Consider the following 15,346-nt stretch of genomic DNA (forward strand, 5'->3'; position numbering starts at 1 on the left):
TCTGTTTTGTAGTCTTTTCCTACTTGATCCGTTGTACTTGTTCCCGGAACTAACTCATTTCCATCCTTATCCACGTACTTCGTTACGACATTTCCTTCTACTTTTTCGTATACGTAGATTACTTCCTTCGTTCCTTCTTCATACTTTCCTTCAGCATTTTTCGGTTTTTCTACTAATTTATATCCTGGAATTTCTTTCGCTTCTGTTTTGTAGTCTTTTCCTACTTGATCCGTTGTACTTGTTCCCGGAACTAACTCATTTCCATCCTTATCCACGTACTTCGTTACGACGTTTCCTTCTACTTTTTCATATACGTAGATTACTTCCTTCGTTCCTTCTTCATATTTACCTTCAGCGTTTTTCGGTTTTTCTACTAACTTATAACCCGGAATTTCTTTTGACTCTGTTTTGTAGTCTTTTCCTACTTGATCCGTTGTACTTGTTCCCGGAACTAACTCATTTCCATCCTTATCCACGTACTTCGTTACGACATTTCCTTCTACTTTTTCGTATACGTAGATTACTTCCTTCGTTCCTTCTTCATACTTTCCTTCAGCATTTTTCGGTTTTTCTACTAATTTATATCCTGGAATTTCTTTCGCTTCTGTTTTGTAGTCTTTTCCTACTTGATCCGTTGTACTCGTTCCCGGAACTAACTCATTTCCATCCTTATCCACGTACTTCGTTACGACGTTTCCTTCTACTTTTTCATATACGTAGATTACTTCCTTCGTTCCTTCTTCATATTTACCTTCAGCGTTTTTCGGTTTTTCTACTAACTTATAACCCGGAATTTCTTTTGACTCTGTTTTGTAGTCTTTTCCTACTTGATCCGTTGTACTTGTTCCTGGAACTAACTCGTTTCCATCCTTATCCACGTACTTCGTTACGACGTTTCCTTCTACTTTTTCATATACGTAGATTACTTCCTTCGTTCCTTCTTCATATTTACCTTCGGCGTTTTTCGGTTTTTCTACTAACTTATAGCCCGGAATCTCTTTTGACTCTGTTTTGTAGTCTTTTCCTACTTGATCCGTTGTACTTGTTCCTGGAACTAACTCGTTTCCTTCTTTATCTACGTACTTCGTTACAACGTTTCCCTCTTTTTTCGGTTCTACTTCAATTGATACTTTAGGCTTATGAGGATTCTCTGGATCATTTGGATCCAAAACAATTGCCATGTTTTCAATTGTTCCGGCTTCCTCTTTTGTTACTTTTGCTGTAAAGGTTACTTTCGCTTCCCCTACACCTCTAATCTGTGGCACTAATACTTTTAAACTATTTCCTTTTACTTCAGCTTCTACCTTCTTGCCATCCAACAAAATACTTGATGCATCTAATTCTAGACCTTCTGGCAATGCATCTTCTATCACAACATCTTTTGCAGTTGTTTTTTCTAATACATTCTTCGCAGTAATTGTATATGTTACACTGTCTCCTACTTTTACTAGATTTTTATCTACTAGTTTTTCAGCCTGAACCTTACCTGGTATACAGTTTATTGCGTTCGGATTAGGTGCTACTTTTATAATTGGAATTTCAAACTTCTTATCACTGGAAATGAGGTATCCTCCAATGATATCAGATCCATTCACATCAGGCTTTGTTTCTTTCCCCTTATAAATAAGAGTGTATTCACCCTCTGGTTGTCTCTCTAAATCCCAAATCAACTGATTATTTTTTATAACCGGGTTTGTGCTAAAACCATTTGGGCCTTCGACACGAATATCCTTAACATCTAAATCACCATTAAAATCTAAAACCATTTTATCTTTTTCAATTTTTGCAACTGAACTTACTGTTTGAATTAAACTTTTAGAAAATTCATCAATGTTATTTGATAAAACAAACCAATCTGGCTTCGTAGCCATACTTTGAAGCGCTTGTCGTGATACTGGTCCGACTTCACTTTCATACTTGTCATAATAATTATTTGGTGCTGATAATGCTTCTTTATTTTCCCAAAAGGCTGTTACTAGTTTATAACCTTTTCCTTTTATGTCATTAGCTATACTCGTAACTTCATTCATTGCTCCTTTATAATCCTGATGATACTCTCCTGAATAAGCTCTTCCTGTCCAATCACTTACCCTATTAGATGTCTTGTAAATATATCCATCTAATTGAACATTAGCTACCCCATCCGTTACAAGTAAAAAGATCGTTTCTCGATTTGGGTCATTTGCCCCTTTTTCCTGCTCATATTGTTGTAATGCAAATTGAAGACCACTTGCCGTTGGCGTACCACTAAAAGGCGTGATTTTATCAATTCCTTGCTTTGCTGATTCTAAACCACTATTCAAACCAGAGTGTAAATTTGTTTTCACGCCAGAACCGTTATTATTTAAGATACTACCATTCATTGCCTTATATCCTTTATAATCTTGGTAGCTAGTAACCAGTACCCGATCATATTTAGGATCTAACTGTCCCACAGTTTGTTTTAATGCATTTTTAACACTACCTATAGAATCTTTAAAACTTCCACTCGCATCCTGCACAATTACGAAATCTATTTTCTTTTTATGCAATGGCCATTGAAATTTTAAGTGTCCCTCATGCTCTCTGTAACACATATTCTCTGTTTCATTAGTTTTTAGTGTATGGTCTATTCCCTCTACGGATTCAGCAAAAACATTAAATCCGGGAAACGCCAACTGAATTAACAAACACAGTGTCATAAATATTGTTAGATTTTTTTTCATACCCTACTCCCTTTACTGTTGTATATTCTAATATTTACATTTAGTATTGGTAACCTTATTAGAATATCAAACTAAAAATGTCTTCCTTTATTAACAAATGCTGATCCTTTCTAATCTTATATGACTAAACCGGTCGGTCTGGTTCGATTATTATCATACAATAATTCCTTCTGTTTCTAAACACTTTTTTATTAAATTATAAAAGTAATGCAATTGCAATCAAAATACGTAACATTTAAAGTGTATACTAATACCCGATAAAAAACGAATATACCGGTAATTTTAGCACTTGCTTTTAACAACCACGTATATAATAATAATATGTAAGTATCATTCAAATTTTGTATCATGAGAAAAGAAAGAAACTCATGATTTACTATATATTTATCATTTTAAAATAAAAATATTTGGTAACAAGTGATACAAAAAACTTCTATTATAAGTATAGAAAAAATTCAGGATTCAAAGGTTAATGATTCTGAATTTTCAATTCGAGAGGGATATAAATTATGACTAAAGTTGATAAGGTAAAAGAAAAAATAATTGAAACATCTTTATATTTATTTAATACACAAGGGATTTCCCGCACATCAATTCAAGATATTATGGATGCCGCTTCTCTACCTAAAGGTGCAATTTATCGCCGATTTAAAAGTAAAGAAGAAATTGCATTAGCTGCCTTTCATAAAGGCGGAGAAATCATATGGAAACATTTTTATGAAGCTATAGAAAAGAAAGAGAACGTTATCGATAAAATCATCGCTATTTTTCTTGTATACCAAGATGCCGCCAACAACCCTCCAATAGCTGGTGGTTGTCCTTTACTTAATGTTGCAATTGAAAGTACAAATGTCTTCCCTGAGTTACATGCTGCAGCTGCAAAAGGATATGATAATACAGTAGTACTGATGGAGTCTCTTATTAAAGAAGGTATTGAAAAAAGAGAACTTAAGGATGATATAGATATTATGTCACTTGCTTCTTTTCTTGCTTCTTCTATGGAGGGAGCTATTATGGCCAGTCGAGTAGCAAATAATAATATACACCATCATTATTTTATAGAACAAATAAGACATCATCTTAATTCATATTCTGAAAAATAATTTGAATTAAAATCATTCAATCTCCAAAACAAATGGTAAAATTCACAAAATAGAAACGAACCAACTTTTTTGAGTTTCTACAAATAACTAAGTGATAATGGTAAAGGTCGGCTCTAAATATAGTGCTGACCTTTTTTATCGTTTTTTCGTTAATGATTACATCAGATATGCAATTCATGATGAAGAATTAATTGCATATGGAGACAACGGAGAAGAAATAATGTTGGAAACATATAAAGAAGCTGAGAAAATAACTTTTGGGTTACGGATTTTTCTAATTCATTAACAAGAACATGGATCTAATTCAATAAAATTACGCCTTCTTTGACTCTAAATTATTAATAGATCTTTTATTTATTAATGAGAAAATGCTATCTCTTATGTATATAGATTTTAAATACTTATTTAACTATGCCCAAATTCTCTATATTAACTTTAGACAAATACCTTTAATTTCCCTTTTAAAAGAGATATAATATTTTATTGATATAATTTTTTTGCGAGGTGAATTTAATGAATGGAAATAAGCTCTTATCTGCTTTTAGTTATTGGAGTGTTTTATTTGCACCAATCTTATTCCCAGTCATCATTTGGTTATTAGGAAATGATGAAACTAAAAATCATGCAAAGCGTGCTTTATGGACACATATTATACCAACAATCGCAGCTATTATTGGTACAGGAATATTATTCCTTATAAATATGGGGTCTGTAGAACCAGATGGAACATTTTATATCGCAGCTATTATAGTAGTTGTAATATGTTTCATCATTGATATTTATTACTTTATTTGGAATATAATAAAAGGAATAAAAGTAATAAAATCATAGTAATGTAACAAAACTTCAACATATTAAAAGCCAACTTTCTGTTAAGAAGGTTGGCTTTTTGATAAATTAGGATTCACCATACTCACTAAAAAAAAACAAAGCACATTCAGCTGAAAAAAGAATGGAACGGTTGCGATATATTCTTTCTAGTTTTACTTACATGTATTTCATACATGACTTTCACTTTATCTTTTTTAATTAGAGAATTGCAAAAAGACGAGAATCATTAAGATTCTCGTCTTGCCCATATTCTCTTCTTATAGTGAATGAGTTATAAAAGCAAAAATCATACCAACAAAAAATAAAATAATCCCAATTAGAACTAAAGGAAGAGTTAATCCGCCCCAAGCAGGTTTATTAGCAATCGCCCTTATTTTAAAATTAATTCGTGCTAAAGACATTATAACAATACCAGTTATTGATAAAATTACAGACAGGTTAATCATTTAAAGAATTACTCCTCTTTTATATTAATTTTATATAACACATTTGCTACTGTAATTTTCTCTCTTCATTACATACTAAACATTTATATTTAACCCTTCTAAAGACTGTCTATTACTTATTCTTCTTAAAAGTTATTATGTTATGGGTTTTACTCATTTTCTCATAAAACAAACGTTTGTCTCGTTTAAATATAAGAAGTACAAAATGTAAGAAGATTAATCCATTAAAAATACAGAAAATCAAGATGAAAATTATAGAAAATTGTTCATTTAAGCTTTCGGCAGCTAACAGAATATAATTTATGCCACCAATACAATAGTATAGTAAACCATATCGTTTCAATAATTCTCTAAAATTAATATGATCATTCAATCCTTGTATCTTAATGTGGAGAATCCATTTCCCTATAGTTCTTCCATTTGTAAAATAAGGAATAACAATGAAATATATAAAGGTTAAAATCACCATATAGAATAGTTCGTCTAAATTTTCCACAGGATGGAATATAGTTGTCATAGAAATTTTAACACCAAATAGAATAGAAGACAGGATACCAAGAATTATCCAATCAATCCAAAGAGCCAGAAAACGGCGTGTCATACGCACAGGTTTATTTTGTAGATTTACTTTTTCATCCAGATCTTTTACATCTGGTAAGAAATACGTGAATATAGGTGCAATCTTATACCCTATAAATCCTCCAAGTGTATTTAAAAATAAATCATCAACATCAAATAAACGATATGGACAATTATAAACTCCATATAATCCTGTTAATTGTGTGACTTCAAAGAATAAAGAAACAAAAAATGTAATACTGACTGTTTGCACTAAATTACGACGGAAATAATAACGTAAATACACACCTAACGGTAGTAATAAAAGAAAATTAAATGCAACTTGTAAAAATGCTCTTTCTTTCAAAATCCAAATATATGACATAGGATTCTTAATATTTACATTCGTCTCTCTTGCAATATCCAGAATTGATGTAAACGGCATTAATTGATAGTGTTGTGTTCCTGGACGTTGCAAGCTACACGTATCAAAGGTCTTTGGAAAAGGTAAAATAATTAAATAATAGGCCGTCATTGCAAATAGTAATAAAGAATATAAAACCACCATACGTAAATAGTTAATATACCCATACTTCCGATATTGCCAGATTAAAAATGGAACCAGTAAAATAAATCCAGCAATTGGAAATGTGATCATCGCTGTTTTAATTGGGAATAAATAAGCCCCCATACTTTTAACCTCCAAAAGATAACTTTTCATACATCCTTATTAATCATTCTAAAAGGTGATCTTTTATCACCTTTTAGAATAATTTCACATAAAAATTTTTAACTTTCTTTTGGCAATACAATTCGTTTATACATTTGAACGGTAATGAAATAGTAAACTCCATAAATTATTATAAAAACAGAAATTGGAATCCAAATATTTAAGTATGGATTTACTAAGAAATCTGCAAAAATATTCATACCTACAAGTACATGAACAATCCCAACAATTGCCGGGAATAAGAAAACTAAAAATAATTCTTTATAAATAGACTTAGTTAATACCTCACGTCGAACTCCGATTTTACGAAGCATTTGATATCGTGTAATATCACTCGAAGCACCCGATAAGATTTTAAACATTAAACAACTTGCCATCATTGTAAGGAAAGCTATCCCTAAGAAAAATGCCATAAACAAGATACCATTTACAAATCCAGAGTATAGCGTGTAATAATAATGTTTCGTTGATTCTAACATTAACGACTTTCCATTACCAACTGTCTCTTCTAGTTCATTAACTAACTTCTCATATTTAATAAGTTGTAGTTCATTAAGCTGTTTCCATTCCTTTACGTATTTTAAGTAATTATCTGATTTTCCAACTAATGCTATATTTTCTTTTTCTAAAATAGCATCATACATCTTTTTATCTACAATTTTAATAGGACGATTTAGATCTAAATATACATATTCAGGTACAATTGTACCTAATACCGCTTTCCAATTTTGTGGGATTTCTATCATGTTTGGTCCATATTCTATATTTTCACCCAAGACCGAATTAAGTGGGAGTTCTTCCGAAATGCGTATCAATTCATCATCTTTTTGCTCATCCTTTATTAACAAAGGATTTTTTTCTAAATCTTCTTTTACATAATATACAAATTGATTATCCACTTTATAACGGTATTCTTTTTTCTCAGTAAACGTAATGTCCTTTAATATATTTTTTTCTTCAACAGTTGGATTATGAATTGATAAATCATAATAGCTATATTTATCTAATTGGAATGGTATATTGTTCTTGAATGCCATTCCACCAGAAATCGCTCCAGCACCTAATGCAACTAGCATTGTAATTGTAGCTAAAATTTTTGTTAAATTATTAATACGGTAGTTCAATTGAGCAAACGTAAATGCATTAATACCTTTCTCATTAAGCTTTTTATTATTCTTTATTCTTTTCATAATAAGAGGTAAAAAAGCGCCAAATAACATGTACGTACCTAATGTCACAGTAATTAGCGCCAGGATAATCCCAATAATTTTTAATTCACTCATATAAATCATAGAGACATAGCCAATTGCCAATAAAACAATTGCAAATACTGCGATTAAAATTGTTTTTATACCACCTATATTGACTCGATCTATTTTAGAATTTCCATGTACAAGTTGTAATACAGAAATACTTGATAATTTAATGGTATTAATAATCGCATTTAAGAAGAATACTATTAAAAAGAAAATGTAAGTTGCCTTTAAGGCTGGAAGATGAAATGCATGGTACCCAGCTGCGTCAAAATCAAGTTGTGTCATGAGCAACTGCCCTGTAATTTGTGAAACCCCTATTCCGATTATACTCCCAATAATAAGAGATATAATTCCCAAAATAACAGTTTCCATAAACATAAGTGTTGCAATCTTACTTTTTTTTGCTCCTAACATCATATACATTCCAAATTCTCTTTGACGTAAAGAGAATAAAAAGGAATTGGCATATAAAATATAGAAAAATGTCACAATCCCAACCAAAAATGAACCAGCTTTAAAGATAAAAAGTATTGAGCTGATTGCAGTATTTCCTTTCAGGAATGCCTCATTCGCACCTAATGTTTGGAACATATAAAAAATTGATATCGCTATAATTAGCCCTGAAAGTAAAATAATATAATCTTTACTCTTACTTTTTAAAGCTGAAATAGATAATTTAAATAACATTTCTAGACCTCCTCTCTTATGCCTTTGGGCTATCTATGTTTGCCAAGACATCTAAAATTTCTTTATAAAACACTTCACGATTACTTGTACATTTTAGTTCTTTATATAGCTCTCCATCTTTAATAAACAAAATACGTTCACAATAACTCGCACTATATGGATCATGAGTAACCATCATAATAGATACTCCTTGTTCTTCATTGAGGCTTTTCATAGCTTCAAGCAAACTTTTTGCATTTTTTGAATCAAGTGCTCCCGTAGGCTCATCCCCTAGGATAATTGCTGGTTCATGTACAAGTGCACGCGCTGCTGCTGAACGCTGCTTTTGTCCACCAGATACTTCAGATGGATACTTTTGAAGTATTGCTGAAATCCCTAACATCTCTGCTACTTTTTCTACTTTTGGACCAATATTCCGTGATGATACACCTTGAAGAGAAAGGGGAAGTGCAATGTTTTCATAAATAGATAAGTTCTCTAGCAAATTAAAATCTTGAAAAATAAAACCTAATTTTTGTGAACGAAAATCCGAAAGCTCCCCTTGTTTCATTTTTGTAATATCCGTACCTGCAATTTCAACTGTTCCACCTGTCGCTTTATCTAATGTAGAAATTACATTTAGTAATGTCGTTTTACCAGAACCAGATGGTCCCATTATCCCAATAAACTCTCCTTCTCTCATTGCAAATGAGACACCTTTTAAAGCATAGGATTGATTCTCCCCATTTTTACCATATATTTTTTTTACATTTTCCGCTTTTACAACTGTTTTATTCACTTTAAACCCTCTACTTTCATTGCTATCATATTGTTAATAAGAAAGTTAAAGAACATTCAAGAACGAATGCCCCTTAATTATATCGATATTTCATGTTGCTTAATGAACTCATTTTTATCTTAGTATTTAAATCCTAATATGTTAAAGGTAATTCCTTTAAATAACGTAATGCATAACTTGGTTGCCATTTAAGATCTTCGCGCTTACCCTTTAGTTTTATTGTAGGCATACGATTTAATAAAATAGCAATTCCAATTTTCCCTTCTAATCTTGCCAGGATTGGCCCTAAACAAGCATGACTCCCCATACCAAAACTAATATGTTTATTATTTTCTCTCGTTATATCAAATACTTCTGGGTTTTCAAAAACAGTTTCATCCCGATTGGCAGAAGCGATAGAAATAGTAATTTGGTCTCCGACTTTTATCTTTTGACCATGTATTTCAAACGGCTCAACCGCCCACCTTGGCGTCGTAGTCTCAGCTGCTGGATAATAACGTAGACCTTCCTCAATTGTAGAATCTATTAAATCCGGATTTGTTATTAATTTTTCAAGTTGTTCTGGATTTTCTAATAGTGCTAATACTGTATTTGTAATTAAATGTACCGTAGGCTTATAACCAGCTAACATGACTAAAGTGATCATAGAATACAGTTCTCGAGAACTCAATTTTCTCTCTTCATTTTCCTTTGACATTAAATGACTTATTAAATCATTTTCAGGTTGAATTCTTTTTAATTCAATCAATTTTTGAAGGTACGTCATAAATTCAGATAACTTTTTTTCCTTATTTAAAATCTTTGTATCACTGGTTTGAGATTCTAATATTAGATCTGCCCATTCTCTAAATTTCTCTCTATCTTCTCTAGGAACACCCAACACTTCACCAATTACAAAAATCGGTAAAGGTCGTGCGTAGTCCTCAATAAGATTCAAAGTACCTTTTAATTCAATTTCATCTAATAAATCATTCGCAATCTGCTTAATCTTCTCTTCTAGTTGTATAATCCTATTAAATGAAAATGGCTTTTGAGCTGATGACCTTAAACGATTATGATCGGGTGCATCAGTTTGAAACATAAATGGTGTTAGAGCATCAATATTGGCACCCGTAAAAAGTTTCGGTTCCTTTCCTTTTGGAAATACATTCGATGGATTTTTTTTTAATCGCTGATCTTTTAACAATAGTTTCGCATCTTCATATCTAGTAATAAGCCATTCTGTACCTAACTCCCCTTTATAAACAAATAAAACTGGCTGTGACTCGCGGGAGTTTTTATAAATTTTATATGAATTCTCTTTAAACTCAGCTGAAGATAGATTTATCCCCTCTTCAATTACTCTACCAACTTGTCTGTTAAACGACATATTATTACCTCACTTATATTTTTTGTTATACTTTAAAATTTTACTTATATATTTTTTCACTACAGTTTTATATTTTTAAATACTTAAAGTAATTTATTAGTGTTGTATTTAGCTAATTATTTCCCTCTACTGCAGCTATTGTCCGTTGTGAAGGTAGCTATAGCACTTTCATCTAAATTAATACTTTTCCCCTCTCAAGCTTAACTTAATGATTCTTTGTTATATCAGGACATAATCTCCTTAAATTTATAGGTGCTTTATGTTACGAAATAAAATCACTTTTATCCTTGAATTGGTTGTGTTTTTCTCTTTCCATATGTCATAAAACGCCATAGTTTTTCTAATGGTCCCATTTTAAAGAATTTAAACCAAATTGAAGTATAAATAACTTGGATTATAAATATGAGAATTGCTATCCAAACTGTTTGTATAGGTGTTACAGCCTCAATATTCATAAATGACATAATAACTGTCGCAATCAAACTTTGCGCCACATAATTTGTAAGAGCCATTCTTCCTACAAAGGCCACAGGGCTAAATAAGGTGATAACTTTTTTATTTTCTAGTAGTAAAAACATTGTACTTAAGTAAAATATAACAGTTGGAATACTACTTAAAGAGATAATTAGTGTTAACTGTTCATTATTAGAATGAGGTGCAATCCAGATCCAAACTGAACCTCCAATAAATAAAGGAAGTGTTATAAGCTGTATCCGTTTAATTTGTTCTTTTATCTCCCCTATATTTTCAATCCATTTTGCTTTTGCAACTCCAAAGCCAGCTAAAAACATAATAAAAATCAAAGTGGAATCTGATGATATTGATTTCACAATTGATTGTTCAGGAATAAAAAATTGTACCATTATTGCTACTAAATAAATAAATGAAATACCACCTAACCACTTACTTATTGTAGAAAGATTTGCATTGTAAAATGGCAGGAGTAAAAATCCAATAAGCGCATAAACTGGCAAAATCGTTCCCCAAAAGATAAAGAAATGCAAAATACCAATAAATAATAATGAAAGTAAACGACGTGTGAATCTTCTTCTAGGATTATCACCACGTGCCTCAACACGTGAAGTGAAAATATAAAATCCTATTCCAAATAAAAATGAGAAAATAGAAAAGAATTTCTTAGTAATGAATATAGAAATTAAGACATCAACCATTTCATCTATAGCACTATAATTTGTATTACTTGCCATTCCTTCAACCGTCACTTGGTATGCCGGTATATTAATAAATAAAATACCTAATAATGCAAAGCCACGAATAATATCCAATGATACAATTCGATTTTTTGAAGACAAAGTTGTATTCATATTAACCTCCTAAAAAACCGAATCAGACCAAACCGACCGGTCTGATTCGATGTATAAAAATCTCTAATATTTTTCTATACTATCCTCCTTACTTATTCTTATAAGCCTTTCCCTAAATATAAATACGAGTGAACTCATATTTATTATGATGCACTATCCAATTTATTTGCTACACTTTTATCTATTTTAGTTCTATCGATCTTCTCTTTCTTAATGAGAACTCCACGTCTATCTTCCCAATCAATAGTGTAATATTGATTTTTTTCAAATAAGTCCCTTGAAGAAATGCGAAGATCTCTTTCTTTTCCATCTTTATCATACGCTTTCACATCATAGACATTATAAGTGTGGATTTCTCCAGTACTCAATTTTTCCTGTTCTATTTTTGGATCTGTTGTTACTTTTACATAATATTCTTTTGTTGCATAGTATCCATTACTCGAAGTAAGATAGTAAAATACCCCTCCAAAAATCACTGCTAATAGTAGAAATACTTTCCATAACCATTTCATACAAAAATTCCTCACCTTTCTACTTATTTATTTTTAAGGTTAATCCTCACCTTAATTATGCTTTACATGGAAAGAGAGTACAATCAAGTTTTCTTACACTAAAATTACACTTTTGTAATATTACCTTACTGGAGATATATAAATAGTAAGAATATACACCCTATAAATCAAATATAAAAATACCCCTATATTATATAAGTATCCGTTCTCCAATTTTAACTATTCAACGCTAATATATTCTATTTCCTTTTAAAAAAAGCTGAGAACAGTTTTAAATAATTAACTACTCACTATTCCATAAAGCATAATTTTTCCTTAAAAAATATAACATATACTTTCATTTAGAACAATTTATAATCTAAATTACAAAAATTTAGATATATTCTATTTTCGGAACCATAAATTTGCCACAAACAAAAAGAACCATAACCTTGCCGTTTGGGCAAAGTTATGGTTCAAATCACAACAAAATAAAAAACCACCAAATATGTATTGGTGGAGACGGTGGGAGTCGAACCCACGTCCAAAAATATCGGCACTTAAGCTTCTACGAGTGTAGTCGATATATTTGCATTTCGCGAACTCTTCGGCCTATCGACAGGCTTCCAAGTTGCTAGTCTGATTGTTCTCTTCCTTTGTCCTCAGACGGCGAACTCCGGCGTAGTCCACTTAGTTTGAGTCCCTTACCCTACCACATGGACGATGGAGGGAGGAACCTTTAGTGCAATTAAGCAGCTAAAGAAAGATTGTTTTGTTTGCCAATTATAGGCTTTGACGTTTTAACGAGGCCGATCCCCTCGACTCGCAACCTAAGCTCGAACTATCCCTGTCGAATCCGTAACGTCCCCATGATAAAAATGGAGCATACGAAGAAAATTTCGTGATAGCTACTAAGAGCTGTTTTTCAATGTGCAACAATCTTACATAAGTTATTATAACATACGCGCGCCATTTTACAAATGTAAATATCTGTATTACATCTTTTGGCGATCACGGAACGCGCGTGCAATTTCACGTTTAGCTTCTTTCTCTTTTAAATCGTGACGTTTATCGTATTGTTTCTTACCTTTTGCTAAACCAAGTGCCATTTTCGCAAATCCATTTTTCAAATAGATTCTAACTGGAACTAGTGCATATCCTGTTTCTTTTGAAGCACCCGCTAACTTCTCAATTTCTTTTTTATGAAGAAGTAACTTTCTCGTGCGAAGCGGATCGTGGTTGAAACGATTTCCTTGTTCGTACGTACTAATATGCATATTATGAACCCATACTTCACCATTATGTACACGTGCAAACGCATCTTTCAAGTTCACGCGTCCAGCGCGAATCGACTTAATTTCCGTTCCTTGAAGGACAAGCCCTGCTTCGTATGTTTCTTCGATGAAATAATCATGAAATGCTTTTTTATTTTGTGCAATAACCTTACCTGAACCTTTTGGCATATAACGTCCCGTTGCCATAAACTTATAAAAATCTATAAATTTTTGTTTATTTCCCTGTTCTAAGTGTCCGATTTCGCAGAAGCTACTTTCGTTTGATCTAACACTCCGAGGGCGTAAATTCGGATACAACGAATCCTACATATTAGCAGTAACTTTTTAGATGTTAGCTTGCTAATTCATAGCGTGACAAATTGATAGCCGCATTTAAATCCCTATCCATTTCGTGACCACAAGTGCATTTGTATATACGGTCAGAAAGTTTTAGTTCTTTTTTGATGCTTCCGCAATTCGAACACATTTTTGAAGAGGGATACCATGTATCAGCTTCTACAAATTCAATACCATATTTTTCACACTTGTATTGCATTTGTCTTTTGAACTCATACAAACACTGCTTCGCAATCGCTTTAGCTACGTGTCTATTCTTCATCAAACCTTGAATATGCAACGTCTCCATCACAATACGAAATGGCTTGGTTTTCACAATCTCGTTCGTTGATTGATGAAGATGATTCTTTCTGATGTTTGATAACCTTCTATGTAGTTGTCGTATCTTTTGTTCGATTTTTATAATGTTGCTCGTTTTGACAAAGCGGTTTCCCTCCTTATTCATTTCATATTTACGAGAAACTTGACGCTGCAACCTCCGCAGGCGTTTCTCTGCCTGTCTTACTACCTTTGTTTTGTTGATATTTTTCTTTTTCTGGCCATCAGAACAATATGCTAATTCTTTGATTCCAATATCTATTCCCAACGAAACATCCGTTAGCTGTTCTTTTTCAACCACCTGTTCAATACCGACAGATAAATACCAATACTTACCATCAAAGCTAACTCGCGGATTAAAATACTTAACCCCTAAAGGTAACTTTTCGGATATTTTTACCCAGCCAACTTTCTCAATCAAAACTTGTTTTTCCTTTACTTTTAACTTGATGTTATCGTTGTAGAAAGAGGGTTTTGATTTCCTTTTGCTTTTGAATAGCGGTTTCTCAACCACTCCCTTGAAAAATCGCTTATAAGCTTCACAAGCATCTTTAATCGCTTGTTTGGCTATATTATTCGAAACATCATACAACCACGCATATTCTTCAGTCTGCTTTAATGCGGTTAATTCTTTCCGTAAAAAACCGTCTGATATGAACTTTCCGCCATTCTTATGATTCTCTTCTTGCTTCGCCAGTGCCCAATTATAAGCCCATCTTGCCGTACCAACAGATTTCCAAAGTTGAAATTCTTGTTCTTTATTCGGCTTGATTCTCACTTTCTTCGCAAGCATCACTTTCCAGCAGCTCCTTAACCATCTTCTTAGCTTTATTTTCCTTTTTCCTTAAAGATGGCAATTAGTTTGCTCCGTCCAACCTGTCTTTTTTGCAAAATCACCAATTGAATATAGTTTCAGATTTTTCATCCCAGGAAACTACTTTCTCCCGACAATCGTTTTTTATCTATAAATATTTCATTGTTAAGTATATATTTTTATAAATATATACTTACTGTTCCTCCCCTATTTTTATTATTTTAACAAATGTTACTAAAAAGCGAAAGTGACTCGCTCTCAAGCCACCAACAAAAAAAGAAAAAGCCTCGCTTTTCATCAAAGC

General features: G+C 32.1%; 13 protein-coding genes and 1 other RNA gene. 3 read left to right on the forward strand and 11 right to left on the reverse strand.

The window, feature by feature from the left end:
* A partial coding sequence (locus ACVWY7_RS23835) for a MucBP domain-containing protein (RefSeq protein ID WP_456524004.1) occupies positions 1 to 2,531 on the reverse strand: 2,531 nt, incomplete at its 3' end.
* 683 nt (positions 2,532 to 3,214) lie between these two features.
* On the opposite strand from ACVWY7_RS23835, the gene ACVWY7_RS23840 reads away from it, so the two are divergent.
* The 3 genes from ACVWY7_RS23840 to ACVWY7_RS23850 all read left to right on the forward strand — a co-directional run bounded on the left by ACVWY7_RS23840 (position 3,215) and on the right by ACVWY7_RS23850 (position 4,639).
* On the forward strand, positions 3,215 to 3,808 hold the full coding sequence (locus ACVWY7_RS23840; RefSeq protein WP_000169662.1) for a TetR/AcrR family transcriptional regulator: 594 nt from the start codon (positions 3,215 to 3,217) through the stop codon (positions 3,806 to 3,808).
* A gap of 91 nt (positions 3,809 to 3,899) precedes the next feature.
* Positions 3,900 to 4,094 (forward strand): hypothetical protein, encoded by a 195-nt coding sequence (locus ACVWY7_RS23845; protein ID WP_151301983.1) that lies wholly within the window; start codon positions 3,900 to 3,902, stop codon positions 4,092 to 4,094.
* A gap of 227 nt (positions 4,095 to 4,321) precedes the next feature.
* Positions 4,322 to 4,639 carry a DUF4870 domain-containing protein gene (locus ACVWY7_RS23850; protein WP_001014118.1) on the forward strand — a complete coding sequence of 106 codons (318 nt, stop codon included), beginning with the start codon at positions 4,322 to 4,324 and terminating at the stop codon, positions 4,637 to 4,639.
* Between the two features lie 257 nt (positions 4,640 to 4,896).
* Here the strand turns inward: ACVWY7_RS23850 and ACVWY7_RS23855 are convergent, their stop codons facing one another.
* The 10 genes from ACVWY7_RS23855 to ACVWY7_RS23900 form a co-directional block, all read right to left on the reverse strand.
* On the reverse strand, positions 4,897 to 5,085 hold the full coding sequence (locus tag ACVWY7_RS23855; RefSeq protein WP_000609243.1) for a hypothetical protein: 189 nt from the start codon (positions 5,083 to 5,085) through the stop codon (positions 4,897 to 4,899).
* A 112-nt stretch (positions 5,086 to 5,197) separates the two neighbouring features.
* Entirely contained in the window at positions 5,198 to 6,334 is a 1,137-nt protein-coding gene (locus ACVWY7_RS23860; RefSeq protein WP_000501572.1) for a VanZ family protein, read from the reverse strand.
* 98 nt (positions 6,335 to 6,432) lie between these two features.
* On the reverse strand, positions 6,433 to 8,316 hold the full coding sequence (locus tag ACVWY7_RS23865) for an FtsX-like permease family protein (protein WP_144507538.1): 1,884 nt from the start codon (positions 8,314 to 8,316) through the stop codon (positions 6,433 to 6,435).
* 16 nt (positions 8,317 to 8,332) lie between these two features.
* Positions 8,333 to 9,094, reverse strand: coding sequence for an ABC transporter ATP-binding protein (locus tag ACVWY7_RS23870; RefSeq protein ID WP_144507536.1), 762 nt, complete (start codon positions 9,092 to 9,094; stop codon positions 8,333 to 8,335).
* 133 nt (positions 9,095 to 9,227) lie between these two features.
* The gene (locus ACVWY7_RS23875; RefSeq protein WP_144507534.1) at positions 9,228 to 10,463 is read right to left on the reverse strand and encodes a cytochrome P450 family protein; all 1,236 of its coding nucleotides are present in this window, start codon (positions 10,461 to 10,463) and stop codon (positions 9,228 to 9,230) included.
* A 281-nt stretch (positions 10,464 to 10,744) separates the two neighbouring features.
* Positions 10,745 to 11,788, reverse strand: a complete 1,044-nt coding sequence (locus ACVWY7_RS23880) for a DUF418 domain-containing protein (RefSeq protein WP_001098402.1) — start codon at positions 11,786 to 11,788, stop codon at positions 10,745 to 10,747.
* A 143-nt stretch (positions 11,789 to 11,931) separates the two neighbouring features.
* On the reverse strand, positions 11,932 to 12,300 hold the full coding sequence (locus ACVWY7_RS23885) for a YxeA family protein (RefSeq protein WP_000871792.1): 369 nt from the start codon (positions 12,298 to 12,300) through the stop codon (positions 11,932 to 11,934).
* A gap of 493 nt (positions 12,301 to 12,793) precedes the next feature.
* Positions 12,794 to 13,148: a transfer-messenger RNA gene (gene ssrA, locus ACVWY7_RS23890) on the reverse strand.
* A 126-nt stretch (positions 13,149 to 13,274) separates the two neighbouring features.
* Entirely contained in the window at positions 13,275 to 13,742 is a 468-nt protein-coding gene (smpB, locus tag ACVWY7_RS23895) for an SsrA-binding protein (protein WP_001123905.1), read from the reverse strand.
* Between the two features lie 163 nt (positions 13,743 to 13,905).
* On the reverse strand, positions 13,906 to 15,024 hold the full coding sequence (locus ACVWY7_RS23900) for an RNA-guided endonuclease InsQ/TnpB family protein (RefSeq protein ID WP_000978849.1): 1,119 nt from the start codon (positions 15,022 to 15,024) through the stop codon (positions 13,906 to 13,908).
* Between the last annotated feature and the right edge of the window lie 322 nt (positions 15,025 to 15,346).

Source organism: Bacillus sp. TE9106W (assembly GCF_054062215.1).